This window comes from Streptomyces sp. NPDC004266, assembly GCF_042874095.1.
GTDB lineage: Bacteria > Actinomycetota > Actinomycetes > Streptomycetales > Streptomycetaceae > Streptomyces.
Map to the genome: position 1 here is coordinate 496,787 of NZ_JBIAMM010000003.1, position 21,917 is coordinate 518,703.

Sequence of the window (21,917 nt, forward strand, 5' to 3'; positions counted from 1 at the left end):
GGATCAGCCTGTCTCGTATACGTACGTTTGAGCGTTTACGGGACGGGCTAGGTTCGCCACATGGCTACTGTGCTCGTCGCATCCAACCGGGGCCCCGTCTCGTACGTGCTCGGCGAGGACGGCTCGCTCGACGCCCGGAGGGGCGGCGGCGGCCTGGTCTCGGGCCTGAGCGCCATCGGCTCCCGTGACAGTCTCTGGGTCTGTGCGGCCCTCGGCGAGGGCGACCGGGAGGCGGTCCGGCGCGGGACCGGCGAGCCGGGCGTGCGGATGCTGGACATCGACCCGGGGGTGTACGCCGACGCGTACAACGGCATCGCGAACTCGGTGCTGTGGTTCCTCCACCACCACCTGTACGACATCCCGCGCGAGCCGGTCTTCGACGCGGAGTTCCGCCGCCGCTGGGAGTCGTACCGCGCCTACAACCGCGCCTTCGCCGAGGCGCTCGCGGCGGAGGCCGCGGAGGGCGCGGCGGTCCTGGTGCAGGACTACCACCTGGCCCTCGTCCCGGGTCAGCTCCGCGAGCTCCGCCCCGACCTGCGCATCGCGCACTTCACGCACACGCCGTGGGCGTCCCCGCAGTACCTCGGGATGCTCCCGACCGACATCCGCGAGGAGCTCCTCCGGGGCATGCTCGGCGCGGACCGGCTGGGCTTCCACACCAGGGCCTGGGCGTCGGCGTTCGAGGACTGCGCGGGCGACCTCGGACGCACGCGGGTGGCGGCGCACCCCCTGGGCGTCGACGGCGAGGAGCTGCGGGCCCTCGCGCACCGTCCGGAGGTGGACGAGCGCCTCGCGGGGCTCCGCGCGGAGATCGGCGACCGCAGGAGCATCGTCCGGGTCGACCGCACGGAACTGTCGAAGAACATCCTGCGCGGCCTGCTGGCCTACCGGGAGCTCCTCACCGTCCACCCGGAGTGGCGCGAGCGGGTGGTCCACCTGGCCTCGGCCTACCCCTCCCGCCAGGACCTCGACTCCTACCGCTCGTACACGGCGGCGGTGAAGGAGCTGGCGGAGGAGATCAACACCGAGTTCGGCACGGCGGACTGGCAGCCGGTGCTGGTCTCGGTGAAGGACGACTTCACCCGCTCCCTGGCCGCCTACCGCCTGGCGGACGTGGCCCTGGTGAACCCGGTGCGCGACGGCATGAACCTGGTCGCCAAGGAGATACCGGTCGTCTCGGAGGCGGGCTGCGCCCTGGTCCTGTCCCGCGAGGCGGGCGCCTACGAGGAGCTCCGCGAGGACGCGCTCACGGTGAACCCCTTCGACGTGACGGAGACCGCCGAGGCCCTGCACGCGGCCCTCTCGATGCCTCCGTCCGAGCGCGCGGACCGCACGAAACGCCTGGCGGCCACGGCCACCTCCCAGCCCCCGCAGCGCTGGTTCCTGGACCAGCTGGAGGCGCTCGGGGGCTAGGGTTCCCGAGGCGCTCGGGGGCCGGCGGCTGCCGAGGCGCTCAGGGGCCGGCGGCTCCCACGGTGGCCCCGGCCCGCTCCCTGCCCCACGCCGCCAGCGGCTCCAGGGCCTCGTTGAGGCGGATGCCGGACTCGGTCAGGGCGTACTCGACGCGGGGCGGGACCTCGTCGTGGGAGACGCGGTCGACGACGCCGTCCGCCTCCAGCTCGCGCAGGTGGGAGGCGAGGACCTTCTCGGTGATGCCCGGGACCAGCCGGCGCAGCTCCCCGAAGCGGCGGTGGGGCTGTTCGTGGAGCGCCCAGAGGATGAGCACCTTCCACTTGCCGCCGATCACCTCCATCGCGGTGTCGATGCCGCAGACGTGCCCGTCGGGCGCGCCCGGCCGGTTCAGTGTCGCCATCAGCCCCGTCCCTCCGACCTGTTCGCTCACCTCAGGGTAACCACCCACTTCCAAGTGGGTACTTGAGCGGGCCGGAGGCGTCGGCGCAGCCTTTCGGGCATGACGCAGAACAGTGCAGTGAAGTCCCCCGTCACCCTCCTCGGCCTCGGCTCGATGGGTACCGCCCTGGCCCGCGCCTGGCTCGCCGCCGGGCATCCGCTCACCGTCTGGAACCGCACCCCGGCCCGCGCCGAGGCGCTCGCCGCCGAGGGCGCGAAGGTCGCGGACAGCCCGGCCGCGGCCGTCGCGGCGAGCGACCTCGTCGTGGTCTGCCTCCTCGACGACGACTCCGTGGGCGCCGCCCTGGACGGTGTCGACCTGGACGGCAAGGACCTGGTCGACCTGACCACCACGACGCCCGCGCGGGCCCGGGCCCGCGCCGCGTGGGCCGCGGAGCGGGGCGCCCGCCACCTGGACGGCGGGATCATGGCCGTACCGCCGATGGTGGGCGTCCCGGGGGCCGGGGGGTACGTCTTCTACAGCGGCTCGCGGGAGCTGTTCGAGCTGCACCGGGAGACCCTGGCCGTCCCGGTCGGGACCGAGTACGTCGGCGAGGACCCCGGCTTCGCCGCCCTGCACGACGTGGCCCTGCTCAGCGCGATGTACGGGATGTTCGCCGGGGCCGCGCACGCCTTCGCGCTGATCCGGCGGGAGGACATCGATCCCGTCGCCTTCGCCCCGCTGCTCGCCGACTGGCTCGCCGCCATGGCCCAGGGCGTCCACGGGACCGCCGCCGGGCTCAAGAGCGGCGACTACACCGAGAACGTCGTCTCCCGCCTCGCCATGCAGGTGGCCGGGACGCCGACCTTCCTGGCCACGGCCGAACAGCAGGGCGTGAGCACCGAGTTGCTCCGGCCGTACTTCGCGCTGATGCGCCGCCGTCTCGACATGGGCGGCGGCGAGGAGGACCTGACCGGTGTGGTGGACCTTCTGTTCCGGTAATCGGTGACGACCCCTCCTCCTGGAGGGGCCTCCCGTGGCACACTCGCGGCGATCGTTCCCCCAGGCGATCCGTTTCTCCCCATGAGGCGCATGAGGCGCATGAGGCAAGCGGAAGGATCGCAGAACACGTGAAGAAGATTGTCGTGAGCATGACCCTCGGGTCGGCGCTCACCGCACTCCTCGCCGCGGGGCTCACCCCCGCCGCCGCGCAGGAGGCCCGGGACGCCGCACCGGCGGGCGCGAACGCGCACCGGCCCGACAACCGTCCCGGGCCCCTCACGAAGCAGCGCACCCAGCTGCGCGAGCAGGCGATCGACCTGATCGCCAAGGGCAAGGCCAAGGCGAACGCCAAGGGCGTCGTCGAGGTCGCACCCGGCAAGTTCACCGAGACCGAGAGCACCACCGCCACCCGCCAGGAGAGGATCTTCACGATCCTCTCCGAGTTCGGCGACCAGGGCTCCGGCAAGCTCGGCACCGTCCCCGGCCCGCTGCACAACCGGATACCCCGGCCGGACCGCAGCACCGACAACTCCAACGCCTGGACCGCGGACTTCTCCAAGGCCCACTACGAGGAACTCTTCAACGGTTCCGGCGAGTCCATGAAGACCTTCTACGAGGGCCTGTCCAGCGGCCGGTACTCGGTGACCAACACCGTCGAGGACTGGGTCAGGGTCCCCGGCAACGCCTCCACCTACGGCGACAACTCCGTCGAGGACACCGGCGGCTCCTGGGCCTTCATCCAGGACACCGGCGACGCCTGGTGGAACGCGCAGCTCGCGGCCGGCAAGTCGCCCGCCGAGATCGACGCGTACCTCGCCCGGTTCGACGTCTGGGACCGCAACGACTGGGACCACGACGGCGACTTCGACGAGCCCGACGGCTACATCGACCACTTCCAGGCCGTGCACGCCGGCATGGGCGAGGACGCCGGCGGCGGCGCGCAGGGCGAGGACGCCATCTGGTCCCACCGCTGGTACGTCAACGGCGACGACTACGGCCTCACCGGCCCCGACGTCTCCGGCGCCCAGAACAAGGCCGGCGGCGCCCGCATCGGCCAGTCCAAGTACTGGCTCGGCGACTACACCACCGAGGGCGAGAACGGCGGACTCGGCGTCTTCTGCCACGAGTTCGGCCACGACCTCGGCCTGCCGGACTACTACGACACCGACGGCGGCGAGAACTCCACCGCCTTCTGGACCCTCATGAGCTCCGGCTCCTGGCTCGGCCACGGCGCCGCCGCCGACGAGGGCATCGGCACCCACCCGGGCCTCATGGGCGCCGAGGAGAAGCTGTTCCTCGGCTGGCTGGACCACGCCGACGCACCGCTCGGCGCCACCGGCACGTACACCCTGAACCCGGCCGCGCTCCAGGTCGCCGGCAAGGAGCAGGCCGTCCGCATCGCGCTCCCGGACAAGACGAGCAGCACCACCTACGCCACGCCCGCCTCGGGCACGCACGCCTGGTGGACCGGCTCCGCCGACGGCCTCAACCAGTCCCTCACCCGCTCCGTGCCGGCCGCGCCGCGCGTCACGGTCAAAGCGAGCGCCTGGTACGAGATCGAGGCCGACTTCGACTACCTCTTCGCCGAGTACTCCCTCGACGGCGGCGCGACCTGGGCCCGCGCGGGCGACCCCGTCACCGGCTCCTCCGGCGGCAGGTGGACGACGCTGCGCTTCACGTACGACTCCGCCGGCAAGCCGTCCCTCTTCCGCTTCCGCCACCAGAGCGACGGCGGCGTGCACTTCGCCGGCGCGTTCCTGGACGACATCGCGCTGACCTCAGGCGGGACGACCCTGGCGTCGGACGACGTCGAGCAGGGCGTGGGCGGCTGGACCACGCAGGGCCGCTGGAAGATCTCGACCGGCACCGAGACGGCCACCTCCCCGCGGTACTACCTCGTGGAGAACCGCGAGTACGTCGGCGCCGACGCCCTCCTCGCCGAGGGCCCGTACCAGTTCAGCAAGGGCATCACCGCCCCGGACTGGGTCGAGTGGTTCAAGTTCCAGAACGGCATGCTCGTCTGGTACGTCGACCGGTCCTTCGACGACAACAACGTCAGCAACCACCCCGGCGGCGGCTCGGCCATGGCCGTCGACGCCCGCCCGGCGCCCTTCACGTACGCCGACGGGACCGCGCCCACCAACCGGCGCCAGCCCTTCGACGCGACCTTCGGCCTGGAGGCCACGGACGCCACCTGCCTCCACAAGGAGGTCCTGGTGGGCAAGGGCGGCAACAAGACCGTCCAGACGCTGGCGGCCTGCGCCCCCTCCGTCCCGGGCGTCCCGGTCTTCGACGACACCGACCCGAACGCGTACTACGACACGACGGCCCCGCAGGCCAGCGTGAAGGTCGCCGGTCACGGCGTGCGCGTCACGGTCACCGGTGACGCCGGCGACGACCTGACGATCAGCGTCGCCAACCCGGCCGCGCACTGATCCGTACGGAGAGGACGGCGAGGGCGGTGCGGGAGGGGCTCAGGCCTCCTCCCCCACCGCCTTCGCCAGTTCCGTCAGGAACTCCACCACGCCCGGCGGCCCCGCCACGGACAGGTCCGCGCGGTCGGCCAGCTCCGGGACCTCGGTGGAGCCGCTGCACACCAGGACGCCCGGGGTCCCGTCGGAGCGGAGCTTCTCGACCGCCGCGAAGGCCGGCAGGTCGCCCAGGTCGTCGCCCGCGTAGAGCACGGACCCGGCACCCACCTCCCGTACGTACTTCGCGAGCGCCACGCCCTTGTCCATGCCCGGCGGCCGCAGCTCCAGGACCATGCGGCCGGGCTCCAGGACCAGGCCGTGGGAGGCGGCCAGCTCGCCCAGCGGGCCCTTGAGCGCCTCGAAGGCGCCCTCCGGGTCCTGGGCGCGGCGGGTGTGGACCGCGACCGCGCGGCCCTTCTCCTCGATCCAGACGCCCTGCCAGGCCCCGGCCCGGTCCAGGAAGCCGGGGAGCTCGGCGCGGACGGAGGCCACGCCGGGGTGCGGGGCGGCGGCCCGGACGGTGCCGGTGACGGCGTCCCAGCGTTCGGCGCCGTAGTGGCCGAGGACGACGAGGTGCTCCAGGCCGGGGACGCCGGCGAAGCCGCCGTAGCGGACGGCGACCCCGGCGGGGCGGCCGGTCACGACGGCGATGGAGCCGACCCTGGGGGCGAGGGCGGCGAGGGCGGCCACGGCACCGGGGTGGGCGCGGGCCTGCTCGGGGTCGGGGACGATGTCGGCGAGGGTGCCGTCGAAGTCGAGGGCGACGACGGCGTCCGCCGGGCGCGCGAGGAGCGCGTCCAGTCCGTCGCGGCCGGACGGTGTGGTCGGGTGCTGAAGGCTGCTGACCATGTTCTCGACCCTACCCACGTACGGGAGTCACGTCAGCGTGGCCGGGGTCACCCGGGGAGGGTCACCCCTCCCTGCGCCGCTGCTTCTCCTCGCGGACCCGGCGCAGCCGGTTGACGGTCACCGGGTCGTGGGCCAGGGCGCGCGGGTCGTCGAGGAGCGCGTTGAGCAGCTGGTAGTAGCGGGTCGGGGAGAGCCCGAGTCGCTCGCGGACGGCCCGCTCCTTCGCGCCGGGGCCGGGCCAGGAGCGACGCTCGACGGCGAGCAGCGCCCGCTCGCGCTCCCCGAGCCCGCTCCCGCCGTCCACCGTCTCCTCGGTCATAGGACCAACCTATTACTCGGCTGCCTCCGCCGCCGTCGCCGCCCGGCCGATCCGGCCGAGGACGTCGGCGGGGCGGCCGCCGGGGGCGACGGCCCTGCCGATGTTCTGCTTGACGTCCTCGCTGACCTTGGCCCAGGAGGTCTTGCCGACCGGCGGGAGCTGCGCGTCGGGGAGGACCTTGAGGAAGACGCGCAGGTTGGCGTGGGCGGGGTCGGTCTCCATGCGGGTGGAGGCGGTGACGGTGACCGGCAGCAGGTCGTTGTCCCCGGCGAACTTCAGGACGTTCTCGTCGCTGAAGACGAAGTTCAGGAAGTCGCCGATCTCCTTGCGGTGACCGTTCTGCCGGAAGCCCATGATCCAGTCGGCGACGCCCATGGAGGTCTTGGGCGGGCCGTCGACGCCGGGGAGGGGGACCTGTCCGACCTGGACGCCCTTCTTCGCGGCCTCCTTGAGGAGCGAGGGGTGGCCGTTGAGCATGCCGACCTCGCCGTTCGCGAAGGCGGCGAAGGCGGCCTTGCGGTTGAGCCTGCCGGGGGCGACCGGTCCGGTGAGGTCCTTGCCGACGAGGTTCTTGCGGAGCCACTCGAAGGTGCGCACGTTGGCGTCGGAGTCGACGGCGTAGCGGTCGGAGGCGTCGGTCCAGCCACCGCCTCCGCTGAGCAGCCACATGAGGGCCTCGGCCTGGGCCTCCTCGGGGCCGAGGGGCAGCGCGAAGGGGGTGGGGACGCCCTCGGCCTTGAGCTTCTCGGCGGCCTCGACGAGCTCGTCCCAGGTGGTGGGGGCCTTGGCGCCGGCCTCCTGGAAGAGGTCCTTGTTGTAGAAGAGCGGCCGGGTGGAGGCGACGAACGGCATGCCGTACTGGGTGCGCTTGTACTCGCCGGCCGCGACGAGGGGGCCGAGGAAGTTGGCCTGGACGGGTATGGAGAGGAGCTCGTCGGCGGCGTAGAGCTGCCCGGCGGCCGCGTAGTCGGCGTAGGCGCCGATCTGCGCGATGTCGGGGGCCTTGCCGGCCTCGACCATCTCGGCGACCTTGCGGTCGACGTCGTCCCAGGACTCGACCTGGACCTCGACCTTGACGCCGGGGTGCTTCGCCTCGAAGGCGGCGACGAGGCCGGCCCAGTACTTCCTGGTGGTGTCGCCGCCGGTCAGGTCGTAGTCGGCGGCGACCAGCCGCAGGGTCACGTCGCCGGAGTCGCCGCCCAGGACGCCGCAGCCGGCGACCGTCGCGGTCAGTCCGAGGGCGGCGGCGGCCGCGGTCAGTCCAAGGAATCGTCGCCGCTCCACGGCTTCATCCACCTTTTGCTCGTCGTTGAGCTGCATGTTTGCTCGTCTTCGGGCCGCAAGTCTCTCCCGTGTACGGGCATGAGGTCTAGTCCACTCGGGTATCACTTCCGCAACTGCGGCGGGACCATGACCGCATGACGGCTCCCGAATTTGTATCCGTACGCAACAATCCTCGAAAGTGGACTAGACCTTTTGGGTCCTCTAGCGACACACTGTCCCCCGTGAGACACGTCATCGCCCTGGATGTGGGCGGCACCGGCATGAAGGCCGCCCTCGTCGGCGCGGACGGCACCCTGCTGCACGAGGCCCGCCGCGCCACCGGGCGCGAGCGCGGCCCCGAGGCCGTGGTGGAGACGATCCTCGGCTTCGCCGAAGAGCTCCGCGCCCTCGGCCAGGAGCGGTACGGAGAGCCCGCCGCGGCCGCCGGAGTCGCCGTCCCCGGCATCGTCGACGCCGAGAACGGCACCGCCGTCTACGCCTCCAACCTCGGCTGGCGCGACGTTCCCATGCGCGAACTCCTCAGCCGCCGCCTCGACGGCATCCCCGTCGCCCTCGGCCACGACGTCCGCACCGGCGGCCTCGCCGAAGGCCGCATCGGCGCGGGCAACGGCGCCGACCGCTTCCTCTTCGTCCCCCTCGGCACCGGCATCGCCGGAGCCATCGGCATCGGCGACCGCATCGAGGCCGGCGCCCACGGCTACGCCGGAGAGATCGGCCACATCGTCGTCCGTCCCGGCGGCACCGCCTGCGGCTGCGGCCAGCGCGGCTGCCTGGAGCGGTACGCCTCCGCCTCCGCCGTCTCCCTCGCCTGGGCCGAGGCCGGCGGCGACCCCGAGGCCGACGCCGCCGACTGCGCGAAGGCCGTCGAATCCGGCGACCCCACGGCCGCACGGGTCTGGCAGGACGCCGTCGACGCCCTCGCCGACGGGCTCGTCACCGCGCTCACCCTGCTGGACCCCCGCACGCTCATCATCGGTGGCGGTCTCGCCGAGGCCGGGGAAACCTTGTTCACACCACTCCGGGCCGCCGTGGAGGAACGCGTCACGTTCCAGAAGCTGCCCGCCATCGTCCCGGCGGCCCTCGGGGACACCGCCGGATGCCTGGGCGCGGGCCTCCTCGCCTGGGACCTTCTCTCCCTCGACTCGGAGGTTTCCGCCTGATGGCCGATCACAAGGTTCTCGCCGGCGCACACGTCGTGCTGCCCACCGGAACGGTCGAGAACGGACGCGTGATCGTCGACGGCGACCGCATCGCCGGCTCGGCGCCCGAGGGCGCCCCGACCGTCGACCTCACCGGCCACTGGCTCGTCCCCGGCTTCGTCGACATGCACAACCACGGCGGCGGCGGCGCCTCCTTCACCTCCGGCACCGGCGACGAGGTCCTCAAGGGCGTCCACACCCACCGCCTGCACGGCACCACCACCACCGTCGCCTCCTTCGTCACCGGCGAGATGGACTTCCTCACCCGGCGCGCCGGACTGCTCTCCGAGCTCGCCGAGCAGGGCGACCTCGCCGGCCTCCACTTCGAGGGCCCCTTCATCTCCCCCTGCCGCAAGGGCGCCCACGACGAGACCCTGCTCCGCGACCCCGACCCGGCCGAGGTCCGCAAGCTGATCGACGCCGCCCGCGGCCAGGCCAGGATGGTCACCCTCGCCACCGAACTGCCCGGCGGCCTCGACTCCGTACGCCTCCTCGCCGAGCACGGCGTCATCGCCGCCATCGGCCACACCGACGCCACGTACGAGCAGACGCGGGCGGCCATCGACGCGGGCGCCACCGTCGCCACCCACCTCTACAACGCGATGCCCGCCCTCGGACACCGCGCCCCCGGCCCGATCGCCGCCCTCCTGGAGGACGAGCGGATCACCGTCGAGCTCATCAACGACGGCACCCACCTCCACCCCGCCGCCCTGGAGCTCGCCTTCCACCACGCGGGACCCGAACGCGTCGCCTTCATCACCGACGCCATGGACGCCGCCGGCTTCGGCGACGGCCGCTACATGCTCGGCCCGCTCGCGGTCGACGTGAAGGACAGCGTCGCCCGCCTCGTCGAGGGCGGCTCCATCGCCGGCTCCACCCTGACCCTGGACCGCGCCTTCCGGCGCGCGGCGACCGTCGACGGCCTCCCCGTCGAGTCGATCGTCCAGGCCGTCTCCGCCAACCCGGCCCGGCTCCTCGGCATGTACGACCGCGTCGGCTCCCTGGAGCCCGGCAAGGACGCCGACGTCGTCGTCCTCGACGCCGGGTTCCAGCTCAAGGGCGTCATGCGCAAGGGCGAGTGGATCGTCGACCCGACGGCGGACACGGCCGCCTGATCAGGTGTCACACGCGAAGGCGGTCGGCCACGGGTCTGGGCCAACCGCCTTTCCTTTGGCATGATCGGTGCCCGTCGGAACGCACGTTCCACAGGACTTCACACCGAGGACGGGGGGCGGACAGGTCGTGATCCTCACGGTCACCCTCAACACGGCACTGGACCTCACCTACCGGGTCCCCGCCCTCACCCCGCACACCTCCCACCGGGTCACCCAGGTCATCGAGCGGCCCGGCGGCAAGGGCCTCAACGTCGCCCGCGTCCTCGCCGCCCTCGGGTACGAGACGGTCGCCACCGGCTTCGCGGGCGGCGTCACCGGCGCGACCCTGCGGGACCAGCTCGCGCCGACGCCCGTACGGGACGAGCTCGTCGAGACCGCCGGGCCCACCCGCCGCACGGTCGCGGTGGTCGACGCCACGAGCGGGGACACCACCCAGCTCAACGAACCGGGCCCGACCGTCACCGCCGCCGAATGGACCGCCTTCCGCACCCGCTTCACGGCGCTCCTCGACGGAGCCCGCGCGGTCGCCCTCTGCGGCAGCCTCCCGCCGGGCATCCACGTCGGCGCGTACGCGGAACTGATCCGCCTCGCGCGCGCGGCCGCCGTCCCCGTCCTCCTGGACACCAGCGGCGAACCCCTCCGCCGGGGCATCGCCGCCCGCCCCGACCTGGTCAAGCCCAACGCCGAGGAACTCGCCCGGCTCACCGGAGCCCGCGAACCCCACCGGGCCACCCGCGACGCCCGCCGCCGGGGCGCCCGCGCGGTGGTCTCCTCGCTCGGCCCCGAGGGCCTGCTCGCCGCCACCCCCGAGGGCGTCTGGCGCGCGACCCCGCCCGCCACCGTGAAGGGCAACCCCACGGGCGCGGGCGACTCCGCCGTCGCCGGCCTCCTCTCGGGCCTGGTCGACGAAACCCCCTGGCCCGACCGCCTCACCCGCGCGGTCGCCCTCTCGGCGGCGACGGTCCTCTCCCCGGTGGCCGGCGAATTCGACCCGACGGCGTACGAGGAGCTGCTGACGCGGGTGAAGGTCGCCGAGGAGGCCCCGTAAGGGGCCCTCGCGTCAGTTACCGGTGTGCCCGGCCTCCAGGTAGACCTGGTCGAGGATCGCCTCGCACTGGTTGCCCGGCTCGCAGGAGATCTTGAGCGCGTTGGAGCCCTTGTTGAGGTTCACGTAGGCGTACGTGTACGTCCAGCCCTTCTCCCAGTCGCCCTCGGCGGCCTTGGCGAAGTTGGACATGTTGATCTCGCGCGGCGTCTCGCCGTTGACCGTCAGGGACGTCTTGGCGTCCTTGCCGGGCACGCTGTACGTGATGCGGAGCGTGTACTCGCCGGTGTTCGGCACGTCGACCGACCAGCTCGCGGAGCTGCCCACACCGCTCAGGGTCACGTAGGCGCCGTTCGTGCCCTTCGCGCCCTTCACGCCGCTCCCCGTCGTCGCCGACCCGCCCAGCGTCAGCGTCGCCGCGTCCTGCTTGGGGAGCTCCTCCGGGGTCTTCTCGGCGGTCGGCTCCGTGCTCGGCGTCTCGGAGACCTGGGTGGACGCGGCCGACGGCGTGCTGCCGCCGGCCTGGGAGTTCTTGTCGTCCTCCTTGCCCGAGTTGTTGATCAGGGCGACCCCGATGCCGATCACCACGACCGCGACGACCGCGATGGCACCCGCGAGAAGGCCCTTGGTGTTGGGGCCCCGGCCGGAGCCGCCGCCGCGCTGGGGCGGGACCGGGCGGGTCTGCGGCTGGGCGCCGTAGGTCTCGGGCGCCGCGTACTGCGCCTGCGGCTGGCCGTACGGGGCCTGCTGCTGCGGCGGCACGTACGCCTGCTGCTGGTGGCCGTACTTGCGCTCGCCGACCGTTCTGACCTGGTTGTACGAGGTCCGGGGCACGCCCGGCTGGGCGGGGGCGGGGCCGGGGTAGCCGTAGCCGCCGCCCTGCGGAGGCCGGGCACCCGCCGCTTGGCCGTCCTCGTAGAGGTAGCCGAAAGGATCGTCGTCCTCGGGCTTGTTCGCGCCGTCGTTACCGGCAGCCATCCGGGTCATCCTCTCCATGCTCGCCAGCCGTCGCCGACCGGGCGAGCCTACCCCGAACGGACCAGCGCGCGGCTCAGCCCGCCCGCCGGTGGACCTTGGCGCGGGAGCGTTTCTCCACGTACATCCGCTGGTCCGCCGAGTTCAGGACCTCTTCCACGGTCATCCCGCACTCGGCCCAGCCGATGCCGAAACTCGCCCCGACACGGACCGCCCGTCCGTCCACCCGGATCGGCGGGATGATCGCGTTGCGCAGGCGCACGGCCAGGTCGGCGGCGTCGGCGGCGCCGAGGCCGTCGGCGAGGACGACGAACTCGTCACCGCCGAGCCGGGCGACGGTGTCGCCGTCCCGCACGCCGGTGGTGAGCCGGCGCGCGACCTCGATGAGGACGGCGTCGCCGGTGTGGTGCCCGAAGCGGTCGTTGATCGACTTGAAGCCGTCGAGGTCGCAGAAGAGGACCGCGAGCCCCTTGGTCCCGTCGTCGGTCTCGCCGCCCGTGGGCGCGACGATGTGGACGTGGTGGTCGTACGGTCCGGCGCCGCCCGCCGGCTCGAAACCGAAGCCGTGCTCGTGCTCGTGCTCGTACGGCTGCGGCTCGTAGCCCGCGTCGTACGCGGGGTCGTGGGCGCCGGTTTCGTGGCCCGTGCCGTAGCCGCCGTCCCGCCGCGGGTCGTACCCGCCGTACGCCGTCTCGCCTCCCAGCGCCGACGGGCGCTCGCAGAGCCGGGCGGAGAGCCGGGAGCGCAGCTCGGCGCTGTTGGGGAGGCCGGTGAGGGCGTCGTGCGAGGCGCGGTGGGCGAGCTGGAGCTCGTGCCGCTTGCGCTCCTCGATGTCCTCGACGTGGGTGAGGAGGAAGCGAGGGCCGTCGGCGGTGTCGGCGACCACCGAGTTCCGCAGGGAGACCCAGACGTACGTGCCGTCCCGCCGCCCGAGCCGCAGCTCGGCCCGGCCGCCCTCGGCGGAGGTGCGGAGCAGCGTCCCGATGTCCTCGGGGTGGACGAGGTCCGCGAAGGAGTAGCGCCGCATGACGGAGGCGGGGCGGCCGAGGAGCCGGCACAGGGCGTCGTTCGTGCGGAGGAGGCGGCCGTGCTGGTCGCCGCCCATCTCGGCGATGGCCATGCCGGAGGGGGCGTACTCGAAGGCCTGCCGGAAGGACTCCTCGCTGGCCCGCAGGGCCTGCTGCTCGCGCTCCAGGCGGACCAGGGCGCGCTGCATGTTGGAGCGGAGGCGGGCGTTGCTGATGGCGATCGCCGACTGCGAGGCGTACATCTGGAGCGCCTCCTGGCCCCAGGGGCCGGGGTGCCGGCCGTTGCGCGGGCGGTCGACGGATATGACGCCGAGGAGCTCACGGCCGGAGGCGGACGGGGCTCCTCCCGCGCGGGCGGAGCCGAGCGTGGGCGCGTACATCGGGGCGTAGAGGCGGTCGTGCGGGTGCCACTCGTCCTCGAAGCGGGGCGCGGGGCCGTCGGTGTGCCACTGGGGGACGTCGTCCTCCATGAGGACCCAGCCCTCGGTGTGCGGGATGAACCGCAGGTCGCCCCAGGCGACGCCCATGGACAGACGGCGGTCCCAGGAGGATCGGGAGCCGACGCGGCCGGTGATCAGGGCCTCCGCGGCGGAGCTTCCGGCGAAGGCGGCGACGACGAGGTCACCGTCGGGGCGGACGAGGTTGACGCAGGCAAGCTCGTAGTTGAGACCGGCGACCACACCGTCGGCGACGGTCTGCAGGGTGTCCGCCAGGCTCCGGGCAGTGTTGAGGTCCGCCACGACCTGATGCAGCTGCCGCAGGGTCGAGAGACGGACGTAAGGCTCCGACTCGGTCTCCATCGCTCGCTCTCCCCGAGACCTCGACAGCAACTCCAGGGTTCTCATCGGCTTCGTACTGCACTGTCACCGCCACTGAATCACAGCGAGCTGCGCACCCGGTACACAGGGTCAGCAATTACTGCCCTCTGTGACTCAAGTCACAGCAGCTCATGCGAGTCCTTCCGCCCTGCGGCATATGCCAGGACCTAGGTCCGGCGTCCGTGCCCGGCTGGTCCCCCGGTCCGATGCGGGACCCGGCGGGCCGGGGTTAGCGTGCGAGGGTGCTTCAGAAGTCTCCCGCCTCGCCCCCCGTGTCCGACCTGGCCATCCCTCATGCTGAGGGGGTGAGCAACGACGAGTTCCGGGCGGCGATGTCCCGCCTCGCGGCGGGCGTGGTCCTGGTGACCGCGCACGACCCCGACGACGGCCCGCGCGGCGAGGACGTCGGCATGACGGCCACCGCCTTCATGTCGGTCTCCCTCGACCCGCCCCTGGTCCTCGTCAGCCTCCGCAACGGCTCCCGCATGGACGACCTGCTCGCCGACGTCCCGGTCTGGGCGGTGTCGATCCTCGCCGAGGACCAGCGGCACGTCGCCGGGCGGTTCGCCATGAAGAACCGGGTCAGCGACCGGCTCCTCTTCGCCGACCTGCCGTACACGCGCGGCGAGGAGAGCGGCGCCCCGCTCGTGGGCGGCGCGCTGTCGGTCCTGGAGTGCCGCACGGAGAGCCGTGTCGTGGCCGGCGACCACACGCTGGTGGTGGGCAGGGTCCTGACGGTCGGTCTGTCCTCGGGGAGCGGCGGCCCCCTGACGTACTTCCAGGGGAAGTACCGGCACCTCGGCTGACCCGCTCAGCTCCAGTCGCGGGACCGGCGGATGCGCTTGGTCTCGGATCGCTGCTTCTTCTCGCGCAGCCGCCGCTCGTTGATCCCGCGCGGGATCTTCGTGGGCCGGCGGGGCTTCGGCGGCGGGGCCGTCGCCTCGGCGAGGAGCGCGGCCAGGCGGACCGCCGCCGTCTCGCGGTTGCGCCACTGGGAGCGGTGCTCAGAGGCGCGGACCGTGACGACCCCGCCCACCAGGCGGGAGGCGAGCCGCTCCAGGGCGCGGGCCTTCCACACCTCGGGCAGCGCGTCGGTGGCCGCGAGGTCGAAGCGGAGCTCCACCTGCGAGTCGCTGGTGTTCACGTGCTGGCCGCCCGGCCCCGACGACCGCGAGAAACGCCACTGGAGCTCGGCCTCGGGCAGCGAGACGGAGCCGCGGATGGGATACGGACCGGACATGCCCTCCATGTTCCCCGGAGGGGCGGGGAGGAGTCATCCTGTTTTCGCGCTGACCGCCCCACGCGGCACGCGTGCGTGGAGACGGCGGGAACCGCCGGCGGCCGAACCGCGTTTCTCCAGGCGACGACAGAACGATGAAAGGGACTTTCCATGGCTGTGAGCCTGTCCAAGGGCGGCAACGTCTCCCTGACCAAGGAGGCCCCGGGCCTCACCGCCGTCACCGTGGGCCTCGGCTGGGACGTCCGCACCACGACCGGCACCGACTTCGACCTGGACGCCTCCGCGATCGGCGTGGACGCCGCCGGGCGGGTCGCCTCGGACGCCCACTTCGTCTTCTTCAACAACAAGTCGACGCCGGACCAGACCATCGTGCACACCGGTGACAACCGCACCGGCGAGGGCGGCGGCGACGACGAGCAGATCAACGTCAACCTCGCGGCCCTCCCGCCGAACGTCGACAAGATCGTCTTCCCGGTCTCCATCTACGACGCGGTGTCCCGCTCGCAGAACTTCGGCCAGGTGCGCAACGCGTACATCCGCATCGTGAACCAGGCCGGCGGCACCGAGATCGCCCGCTACGACCTCTCCGAGGACGCCGCCGTCGAGACGGCCATGATCTTCGGCGAGCTGTACCGCAACGGCGCCGAGTGGAAGTTCCGCGCCGTCGGCCAGGGCTACGCCTCGGGCCTGGAGGGCATCGCCCGCGACTTCGGCGTCAACCTCTGACGGACCCGTCCACCTCTGACGGACCCGTCCACCTCTGACGGACCCGTCCACCTCTGACGGACCCGTCACCTTCTGACGGACGCCACGCACCGGAAGGGCCCCGGCGGGACACTCGCCGGGGCCTACCCTTTCCGCGTGATCGTCGAAGCCCTCCCGCGCACGGAAGCGCACGCCCTCCCCGGGCCGCTGCTCACCGAACTCACCGCGCTGTACGCGTCGAACCAGGAGTTCCAGCAGCTCAGCGGAGACTTCCCGGACCCCGACGACATCCGGCCCGAGCAGGTCGCCGCCGCCCTCGCCGACGAACTCGCGCAGCCGACGGCCGAGGTGCTCCTCGCCCGCGCGGAGGGCCGGCTCGTCGCCGTCGCGGTCACGCTCGGCCGCCACCCCGACCCGCTCCAGACCGACCCGTGGCTCGGCCTGCTGATGGTCCACGCCGACGCGCGGCGCGCCGGGTACGGCCGCCGGCTCGCCGCGTACGTCGAGACCGGCTTCCGCGCCGAGGGCCGCACCGGGCTGCGGCTCGCCGTCCTGGAGAACAACCCGAAGGCGCTGGCCTTCTGGACCGCGCTGGGCTACGAGGAGACGGACCGCCGCCCGGACCTCGCCCACGGCCGCCCGTGCGTCGTGATGCGCAAGAGCCTGGTCTAGGGGGCGTCCGGCTTCTTGTCGCCGTAGAGCCAGACGTCCCACAGGGCGTCGAGGTCGCGGCCCGCCACGCTCTCCGCGTAGGCCGTGAAGTCGTCCGTGGTCGCGTTGGCGTGGCGGTACTTCGCGGGCCAGCCGCGCATGATCTCGTCGAAGACCCGGTCGCCGACCGTCTCGCGCAGCTTGTGCAGGACCATCGCGCCCCGCTGGTAGACGGGCGGGTCGAAGAGGTTCTCGGCGGCGGGCGGGGCGGCCGGCGGGAAGGCCCAGTTCGCGTCCTGGGCGAAGGCCCGCTCGAAGCGGGTCCGCGCGGGCACGTGCTCGTACTCCTCCGAGTACAGCCACTCCGCGTACGTCGCGAAGCCCTCGTTCAGCCAGATGTCCCGCCAGGTCCTCGGCGTGACCGAGTTGCCGAACCACTGGTGGGCCTGCTCGTGGACGAGGGTCGTCCGGTCGAAGGAGTCGGCCGGGAAGACGGGGCGGGTCTGGGTCTCCAGGGCGTAGCCGAGGCTTCCGTTCCCGGTGACGACGGCCCCGGCGGCGGAGAAGGGGTAGGGCCCGAAGCGTTTCACCTGGCGGGCGAGGATCCCCGGGATCTCCTTCCGCAGCGCGGCGCTGCCCGCCGCGGCGGGGGGCTCGGCGGCGGTGAGGACGGGCACGGTGCCGAGCGCGGTCGCCGTCGCCGTCTCGTACCGGCCGATCGCGACCGTCGCCAGGTAGCTCGCCATCGGCTCGGCCGTGTGCCACACGGTGGTGACGCGCCCGTCCGGTTCGGTGCGCCGCGTGGTCCTGACGCCGTTGGAGATGCCGTCGACCCCGGCGGGGAGGGTGAGCGTGAGGTCGTAGGAGGCCTTGTCGGAGGGGTGGTGGTTGCCGGGGAACCAGGTCATGGAGCCGGCGGGTTCGCCGACGGCGACCGCCCCGCCCGTCGTGCGCAGCCAGCCCTCCTCGGAGCCGTCGGCGTCCGTGAGCGGTTCGGGCACGCCCGAGTAGGTGACGGTGGCCCGGAACTCCGCCCCTTCGGGGAGCTCCTCGCGGGGGCGGAGGGTCAGCTCGTTCCCGGCCCGGTTGTACGCGGCGGGGGCGCCGTCGACGGTCGCGCGGCGCACGGTGAGGCCGGCGAGGTCGAGGTTGAAGGCGCTGAGGTCCTGGGTGGCGCGGGCGGTGATCTCGGCGGTGCCGTCGAGGCGGCCGGAGGCGGGGTCGTAGGCGAGGGCGAGGCCGTAGTGCCCGACGTCGTAGCCGCCGTTGCCGAGCTTCGGGAAGTACGGGTCGCGCAGCCCGGCGGCCCCGGGGGTGCCCCGGACGCCGCCGCCGACGTCGGTGCATGCGGCCGCGAGCAGCGCGAGGACTGCGGCGAGGGCGGCGACTGGGGTCCGGCTGCGCTGTGACACGTACCGATCTTAAAAGGTCAAAAACGAAAAAAGGTGGTGCGCCCGGCGGGGGGTCCGGGCGCCACCACCGGCTGGGGGCGTTACTTCGCCAGGGAGGCGACGCCGGCCTGGGCGAACTTCTCGTCGAGGTCGCCCGAGGGGGCGCCGGCGACGCCGATGCCCGCGATCGGGGCGCCCTTGGCGGTGACCGGGGCGCCGCCGGCGAGGAAGAGGGTGCCGGGGATGTCCTTCAGGGTCGGCGCGTTCGTGAGGCGGCCCGCGAGGACGGAGGTCGGGGCGTTCCAGGAGACGGCGGTGTACGCCTTCTTCACGGCCGACTCGTAGGACTGCGGGCCCGCGCCGTCGCCGCGCAGGGTGACGACGGTGTTGCCGTTGCGGTCCACGACCGCGACCGACACCCGCTGGTTCTCCTGCTCGGCCGCGTCGAGGGCCGCCCGCGCGGCCTTGACGGCCGCCTCGATCGTCAGGTGCGTCGACGTCTGCAGATTGCCGTTGTCCGCGTCGGCCATGACGGCGGCGGGAGCGGCGGCCGGGGCGGCGGCGTTCGCGGAGACCACGCCGAAGGTACCGGCGGCGACGACAGCGGCGGCGGTGGCACCGAGGAGGATCTTCTTCATGAGGGACTCCGTGGAGGTGAGGAGGAGAGAGGAGGAGAAACCTTCGAGCCCGGAGCGGCCCGCCGGGTCTCTCGCCCCGCCCGGTCCGTCCTTCGCTCTGCCTCCATCCTCCGGGCGGAACCGGCGCCCCCCGGTCCACGGTCCGGCTGCCCTCCGCGCGCACACCGGACGACGGGCCTGTCAGCCGATCGGTTGATGCCCCCCTGGTCCCTCCGGGCCACCATGGACGGGTACACCCAGGTCAGGACGGCAGGGAGGCGGCACGGTGACCCGGCCCACGGAGCACGACCCGGACGCCCGCTGGCTCGCACGGGTCATGCACATCGCGTTCTTCCTGCTGCTCGGCGCCTCCCTCGCCCGCTTCCTGCTGCGGCACGCGTGGGAGCCCCGCAGCCCCTGGATCATCGCCCTCACCGGCGCGCTCGCCTCCCTCTACCTCCTCGGCCCGGTGCTCGGCACCCGCGCCACCCCGCGCCGGATCGCCTGGCTCGGCACGGTCGTCGCCGTCTGGGTCCTCCTCGTCGTCCTCGCGCCCAGCTTCGCCTGGTGCGCGGTGCCGCTCTTCTACACGGGCCTGCGCACCCTCCCGCCGCGCGCCGCGCTCGGCCTGGTCGCCCTGCTCACCGCGTTCGTGGTCTTCGCGCAGGTCCAGCTCTCGCACGGCGGCTGGGATCCCAACCTGATCGTCGCCCCGCCGGCCGTCGCCGCCCTCGCCACCGGCGTCTTCGTCCACTCCGACCGGCAGGCCGCCCGGCAGCGGGCACTCATCGACGACCTGATCCGGACCCGCCGCGAACTCGCCGCGATCGAACGCCGCGAGGGCACCCTCGCGGAGCGCCAGCGGCTGTCCATGGAGATCCACGACACCCTCGCCCAGGGCCTGTCCAGCCAGCAGATGCTGCTCCAGGCCGCCGACCGGCTCTGGGACACCGACCCGGCCGCCGCCCGCCGGCACGTCCGCACCGCCGAGTCCATCGCCGAACGCAACCTCGCCGAGGCCCGCCGCTTCGTGCAGGACCTCGCCCCCGTCGACCTCGCCGGAGGCGGCGGCCTGGAGGAGGCGCTGCGCTCCCTCGCCGCCCGCGAGTCGGCGGCCTTCCGGATCGACGGGATCGCCGTGCCGCTGCCCGACAGGGCGCAGTCGGCGCTGCTGCGGATAGCGCAGGGCGCCCTCGCCAACATCCGGGAGCACGCCGGCGCCGACTCCGCCGCCCTGACCCTCACCTACCTCGACGACCAGGTGGTCCTGGACATCGCCGACGACGGCCGCGGCTTCGACCCGGCGCTCGCCCGCGAGCAGGCGGAGCGCGGCCACGGCCTGCCCGCGATGCGGGTGCGCGCCCAGCAGCTCGGTGGCACCCTGACGGTCGAGTCCACCCCGGGCGAGGGCACGGTGCTCTCCGCCGCGATCCCGCTCACCCTGGAGTCCTGATGTCCGTACGGATCCTCCTCTGCGACGACCACGTCGTCGTCCGCGCCGGTCTGCTCGCGCTGCTCGGCAGCACCCCCGACATCGAGGTGGTGGGCGAGGCGGGCAGCGGCGAGGAGGCCGTCGCGATGGCGGCGAAGCTGCGGCCGGACGTGGTCCTGATGGACCTCCAGCTCGGCGCGGGCATCGACGGCGTGGAGGCGACCCGGCGGATCGCGCCCACCGGCGTCCACGTCCTGGTCCTCACCACGTACGACACGGACGCGGACATCACGCGGGCGATCGAGGCGGGCGCGACGGGCTACCTGCTGAAGGCCGAGCGGCCCGAGGAGCTGTTCGCCGCGATCCACTCCGCCGCCCAGGGCCGCACGGCCCTCTCCCCGCCGGTGGCCAGCAGGGTCATGGACCGCATGCGGGGCGCGGCGGGCCCCTCGCTCACCGACCGGGAGCGGGACATCCTCGGCCAGCTGGGGCGCGGCCTCGGCAACCGGGAGATCGCGCGGGCGCTGTTCATCAGCGAGGCGACCGTGAAGACGCACCTCGGCCGGATCTACGCCAAGCTCGGCGTCGACACCCGCGCCGGCGCGGTCGCGGTGGCGAAGGAGCGCCGCCTGCTGCCGTAGCCCGTTGGGCTGGTCCCCGGCGCCGTTCCCGGGCACCGGACGACCCCCCACTGCTACCGTGCGTCGTCACTCGACCGCACGGTGTCATGTCTCAGTGGGAGCGCACGTGAAGCTCGCGATCGTCGGCGGCGGACCCGCCGGCCTCTACCTCTCGATCCTGCTGAAGCGGCAGGACCCGTCCCACGACATCGCCGTGTACGAGAGGAACCCCGAGGGCTCCACGTACGGCTGGGGCGTCACCTACTGGGCCGGGCTCCTCGACAAGCTGCGCGCCGGTGACCCCGAGTCCGCGTCGGCCGTCGCCGAGGCGTCCGTGACCTGGACCGACGGGATCGCCATCGTCCGCGACGAACGGACCGTCCACCGCGGCGACGCCGGCTTCGGCATCGGACGGCGCCGGATGCTCGCGCTGCTCGCCGACCGCGCCGAGGAGCTCGGCGTGCGGGTCCGGTTCGAGCACGACATCGCGGGCCCCGACGCGCCCGAACTGACGGGCGCGGACCTGGTCGTCGCCGCCGACGGCGTCAACAGTGTGCTCCGCGAAGCGCACGCCGACCACTTCGGAAGCGAGGTCACCAGCGGCCGCAACCACTACATCTGGCTCGGCACCACCAAGGTCTTCGACTCCTTCAGCTTCGCCTTCAAGGAGACCGAGCACGGCTGGATCTGGTGCTACGCCTACGGCTTCAGCGGCGAGCGCTCCACCTGCGTCGTCGAATGCTCCCCGGAGACCTGGACCGGGCTCGGCCTCGACACGCGCGGCGAGGCCGACAGCCTGAACCTCCTGGAGAAGCTCTTCCACGACCTCCTCGACGGACACGAGCTGATCGGCCGCGAACGCGCCGACGGCGCCGCCCAGTGGCTGACCTTCCGCACCCTCACCAACCGGGTCTGGCACCGCGGCAACCTCGTCCTCCTCGGCGACGCCGCCCACACCACGCACTACTCCATCGGCGCGGGCACCACCCTGGCCCTGGAGGACGCGCTCGCCCTCGCGGGCGCCCTGCGCGCCCCCGGCGACCTGGACGCCGCCCTCACCGCGTACGGCGAGCGGCGCCGCGCCGAACTCGTCTCCGCGCAGAGCGCCGCCCGCTACAGCGCCCAGTGGTACGAGAACCTGCCGCGCTACATGAGCCTGGAGCCGGCCAAGATGTTCGCGCTCCTCGGCCAGCGCCACTCGCCGCTGCTGCCGCACGTCCCGCCGCAGCTGTACTACCGGATCGACCGGGCCGCCGAGCAGCTGGAGGCCCTGCGCCGGCTCAAGCGCTGGCTCGGCCCCCGGGTGGCGCGGGCGGTGCACGGCCGCCGCTGACCCCCCGTACCGGCTCACCCGTCCGTACCGG

General features: G+C 73.2%; 21 protein-coding genes. 12 read left to right on the top strand and 9 right to left on the bottom strand.

Annotated elements, in window-relative coordinates; translation table 11 throughout:
* The first annotated feature begins 60 nt into the window (after positions 1 to 60).
* Complete coding sequence (locus ACFYUZ_RS10320; RefSeq protein ID WP_389307472.1) at positions 61 to 1,413, top strand: trehalose-6-phosphate synthase; 1,353 nt, start codon at positions 61 to 63, stop codon at positions 1,411 to 1,413.
* Between the two features lie 40 nt (positions 1,414 to 1,453).
* Here the strand turns inward: ACFYUZ_RS10320 and ACFYUZ_RS10325 are convergent, their stop codons facing one another.
* Entirely contained in the window at positions 1,454 to 1,813 is a 360-nt protein-coding gene (locus tag ACFYUZ_RS10325) for a winged helix-turn-helix transcriptional regulator (protein WP_389307473.1), read from the bottom strand.
* 99 nt (positions 1,814 to 1,912) lie between these two features.
* Between ACFYUZ_RS10325 and ACFYUZ_RS10330 the strand changes: the two genes are divergently transcribed.
* Positions 1,913 to 2,794, top strand: a complete 882-nt coding sequence (locus tag ACFYUZ_RS10330) for an NAD(P)-dependent oxidoreductase (protein WP_389307474.1) — start codon at positions 1,913 to 1,915, stop codon at positions 2,792 to 2,794.
* 128 nt (positions 2,795 to 2,922) lie between these two features.
* The gene (locus tag ACFYUZ_RS10335; RefSeq protein ID WP_389307476.1) at positions 2,923 to 5,229 is read left to right on the top strand and encodes an immune inhibitor A domain-containing protein; all 2,307 of its coding nucleotides are present in this window, start codon (positions 2,923 to 2,925) and stop codon (positions 5,227 to 5,229) included.
* A gap of 39 nt (positions 5,230 to 5,268) precedes the next feature.
* On the opposite strand, the gene otsB is transcribed toward ACFYUZ_RS10335, so the two are convergent.
* The 3 genes from otsB to ACFYUZ_RS10350 all read right to left on the bottom strand — a co-directional run bounded on the left by otsB (position 5,269) and on the right by ACFYUZ_RS10350 (position 7,753).
* Positions 5,269 to 6,114, bottom strand: coding sequence for a trehalose-phosphatase (otsB, locus tag ACFYUZ_RS10340; protein ID WP_389307478.1), 846 nt, complete (start codon positions 6,112 to 6,114; stop codon positions 5,269 to 5,271).
* Positions 6,115 to 6,175: 61 nt separating this feature from the next.
* The gene (locus ACFYUZ_RS10345; protein ID WP_389307480.1) at positions 6,176 to 6,433 is read right to left on the bottom strand and encodes a DUF3263 domain-containing protein; all 258 of its coding nucleotides are present in this window, start codon (positions 6,431 to 6,433) and stop codon (positions 6,176 to 6,178) included.
* Between the two features lie 12 nt (positions 6,434 to 6,445).
* Positions 6,446 to 7,753, bottom strand: a complete 1,308-nt coding sequence (locus ACFYUZ_RS10350; protein ID WP_389307482.1) for an extracellular solute-binding protein — start codon at positions 7,751 to 7,753, stop codon at positions 6,446 to 6,448.
* A gap of 185 nt (positions 7,754 to 7,938) precedes the next feature.
* Here ACFYUZ_RS10350 and ACFYUZ_RS10355 point away from each other — a divergent pair, with 185 nt between their 5' ends.
* The 3 genes from ACFYUZ_RS10355 to ACFYUZ_RS10365 all read left to right on the top strand — a co-directional run bounded on the left by ACFYUZ_RS10355 (position 7,939) and on the right by ACFYUZ_RS10365 (position 11,079).
* Positions 7,939 to 8,877, top strand: a complete 939-nt coding sequence (locus ACFYUZ_RS10355; RefSeq protein WP_389307484.1) for an ROK family protein — start codon at positions 7,939 to 7,941, stop codon at positions 8,875 to 8,877.
* Entirely contained in the window at positions 8,877 to 10,031 is a 1,155-nt protein-coding gene (gene nagA / locus ACFYUZ_RS10360) for an N-acetylglucosamine-6-phosphate deacetylase (protein WP_389307485.1), read from the top strand. Before ACFYUZ_RS10355 ends, nagA begins: the two co-directional genes overlap by 1 nt.
* Positions 10,032 to 10,158: 127 nt before the next feature.
* Entirely contained in the window at positions 10,159 to 11,079 is a 921-nt protein-coding gene (locus ACFYUZ_RS10365; protein WP_389307487.1) for a 1-phosphofructokinase family hexose kinase, read from the top strand.
* A gap of 12 nt (positions 11,080 to 11,091) precedes the next feature.
* Here the strand turns inward: ACFYUZ_RS10365 and ACFYUZ_RS10370 are convergent, their stop codons facing one another.
* The gene (locus ACFYUZ_RS10370) at positions 11,092 to 12,054 is read right to left on the bottom strand and encodes a CBM35 domain-containing protein (RefSeq protein WP_389307489.1); all 963 of its coding nucleotides are present in this window, start codon (positions 12,052 to 12,054) and stop codon (positions 11,092 to 11,094) included.
* A 73-nt stretch (positions 12,055 to 12,127) separates the two neighbouring features.
* On the bottom strand, positions 12,128 to 13,879 hold the full coding sequence (cdgB, locus tag ACFYUZ_RS10375; protein ID WP_389307490.1) for a diguanylate cyclase CdgB: 1,752 nt from the start codon (positions 13,877 to 13,879) through the stop codon (positions 12,128 to 12,130).
* Between the two features lie 260 nt (positions 13,880 to 14,139).
* On the opposite strand from cdgB, the gene ACFYUZ_RS10380 reads away from it, so the two are divergent.
* The gene (locus tag ACFYUZ_RS10380; RefSeq protein WP_389307492.1) at positions 14,140 to 14,703 is read left to right on the top strand and encodes a flavin reductase family protein; all 564 of its coding nucleotides are present in this window, start codon (positions 14,140 to 14,142) and stop codon (positions 14,701 to 14,703) included.
* A 5-nt stretch (positions 14,704 to 14,708) separates the two neighbouring features.
* On the opposite strand, the gene arfB is transcribed toward ACFYUZ_RS10380, so the two are convergent.
* Positions 14,709 to 15,146 (bottom strand): alternative ribosome rescue aminoacyl-tRNA hydrolase ArfB, encoded by a 438-nt coding sequence (gene arfB, locus ACFYUZ_RS10385; RefSeq protein WP_389307494.1) that lies wholly within the window; start codon positions 15,144 to 15,146, stop codon positions 14,709 to 14,711.
* A gap of 141 nt (positions 15,147 to 15,287) precedes the next feature.
* On the opposite strand from arfB, the gene ACFYUZ_RS10390 reads away from it, so the two are divergent.
* Both ACFYUZ_RS10390 and ACFYUZ_RS10395 read left to right on the top strand, forming a co-directional pair.
* Positions 15,288 to 15,863 (top strand): TerD family protein, encoded by a 576-nt coding sequence (locus ACFYUZ_RS10390; protein WP_190160808.1) that lies wholly within the window; start codon positions 15,288 to 15,290, stop codon positions 15,861 to 15,863.
* 135 nt (positions 15,864 to 15,998) lie between these two features.
* On the top strand, positions 15,999 to 16,514 hold the full coding sequence (locus ACFYUZ_RS10395; protein WP_389307496.1) for a GNAT family N-acetyltransferase: 516 nt from the start codon (positions 15,999 to 16,001) through the stop codon (positions 16,512 to 16,514).
* Here the strand turns inward: ACFYUZ_RS10395 and ACFYUZ_RS10400 are convergent.
* Together ACFYUZ_RS10400 and ACFYUZ_RS10405 are read right to left on the bottom strand one after the other, a co-directional pair.
* Positions 16,511 to 17,905, bottom strand: a complete 1,395-nt coding sequence (locus ACFYUZ_RS10400; protein WP_389307497.1) for a M1 family metallopeptidase — start codon at positions 17,903 to 17,905, stop codon at positions 16,511 to 16,513. The two genes, ACFYUZ_RS10395 and ACFYUZ_RS10400, sit on opposite strands and share 4 nt — an antisense overlap.
* Before the next feature lie 80 nt (positions 17,906 to 17,985).
* Positions 17,986 to 18,522, bottom strand: coding sequence for a heme-binding protein (locus ACFYUZ_RS10405; RefSeq protein WP_389307499.1), 537 nt, complete (start codon positions 18,520 to 18,522; stop codon positions 17,986 to 17,988).
* A 265-nt stretch (positions 18,523 to 18,787) separates the two neighbouring features.
* Between ACFYUZ_RS10405 and ACFYUZ_RS10410 the strand changes: the two genes are divergently transcribed.
* The 3 genes from ACFYUZ_RS10410 (at position 18,788) to ACFYUZ_RS10420 (ending at position 21,886) form a co-directional block, all read left to right on the top strand.
* Positions 18,788 to 19,954: a sensor histidine kinase gene (locus tag ACFYUZ_RS10410; RefSeq protein WP_389307500.1), complete on the top strand. Its 1,167-nt coding sequence runs from the start codon at positions 18,788 to 18,790 to the stop codon at positions 19,952 to 19,954.
* Positions 19,954 to 20,574, top strand: a complete 621-nt coding sequence (locus ACFYUZ_RS10415; RefSeq protein ID WP_389307502.1) for a response regulator — start codon at positions 19,954 to 19,956, stop codon at positions 20,572 to 20,574. Before ACFYUZ_RS10410 ends, ACFYUZ_RS10415 begins: the two co-directional genes overlap by 1 nt.
* A gap of 106 nt (positions 20,575 to 20,680) precedes the next feature.
* Positions 20,681 to 21,886 carry an FAD-dependent monooxygenase gene (locus ACFYUZ_RS10420; RefSeq protein ID WP_389307504.1) on the top strand — a complete coding sequence of 402 codons (1,206 nt, stop codon included), beginning with the start codon at positions 20,681 to 20,683 and terminating at the stop codon, positions 21,884 to 21,886.
* Positions 21,887 to 21,917: the final 31 nt, after the last annotated feature.

Bases quoted from the DNA above. Each gene is read 5' to 3' on its own strand.
- ACFYUZ_RS10405 (WP_389307499.1), bottom strand. From the start codon at position 18,522: ATGAAGAAGATCCTCCTCGGTGCCACCGCCGCCGCTGTCGTCGCCGCC.
- cdgB (WP_389307490.1), bottom strand. From the start codon at position 13,879: ATGGAGACCGAGTCGGAGCCTTACGTCCGTCTCTCGACCCTGCGGCAG.
- ACFYUZ_RS10415 (WP_389307502.1), top strand. From the start codon at position 19,954: ATGTCCGTACGGATCCTCCTCTGCGACGACCACGTCGTCGTCCGCGCC.
- ACFYUZ_RS10320 (WP_389307472.1), top strand. From the start codon at position 61: ATGGCTACTGTGCTCGTCGCATCCAACCGGGGCCCCGTCTCGTACGTG.
- ACFYUZ_RS10345 (WP_389307480.1), bottom strand. From the start codon at position 6,433: ATGACCGAGGAGACGGTGGACGGCGGGAGCGGGCTCGGGGAGCGCGAG.
- ACFYUZ_RS10370 (WP_389307489.1), bottom strand. From the start codon at position 12,054: ATGGCTGCCGGTAACGACGGCGCGAACAAGCCCGAGGACGACGATCCT.
- ACFYUZ_RS10325 (WP_389307473.1), bottom strand. From the start codon at position 1,813: ATGGCGACACTGAACCGGCCGGGCGCGCCCGACGGGCACGTCTGCGGC.
- ACFYUZ_RS10390 (WP_190160808.1), top strand. From the start codon at position 15,288: ATGGCTGTGAGCCTGTCCAAGGGCGGCAACGTCTCCCTGACCAAGGAG.
- otsB (WP_389307478.1), bottom strand. From the start codon at position 6,114: ATGGTCAGCAGCCTTCAGCACCCGACCACACCGTCCGGCCGCGACGGA.
- nagA (WP_389307485.1), top strand. From the start codon at position 8,877: ATGGCCGATCACAAGGTTCTCGCCGGCGCACACGTCGTGCTGCCCACC.
- ACFYUZ_RS10330 (WP_389307474.1), top strand. From the start codon at position 1,913: ATGACGCAGAACAGTGCAGTGAAGTCCCCCGTCACCCTCCTCGGCCTC.
- arfB (WP_389307494.1), bottom strand. From the start codon at position 15,146: ATGGAGGGCATGTCCGGTCCGTATCCCATCCGCGGCTCCGTCTCGCTG.
- ACFYUZ_RS10350 (WP_389307482.1), bottom strand. From the start codon at position 7,753: ATGCAGCTCAACGACGAGCAAAAGGTGGATGAAGCCGTGGAGCGGCGA.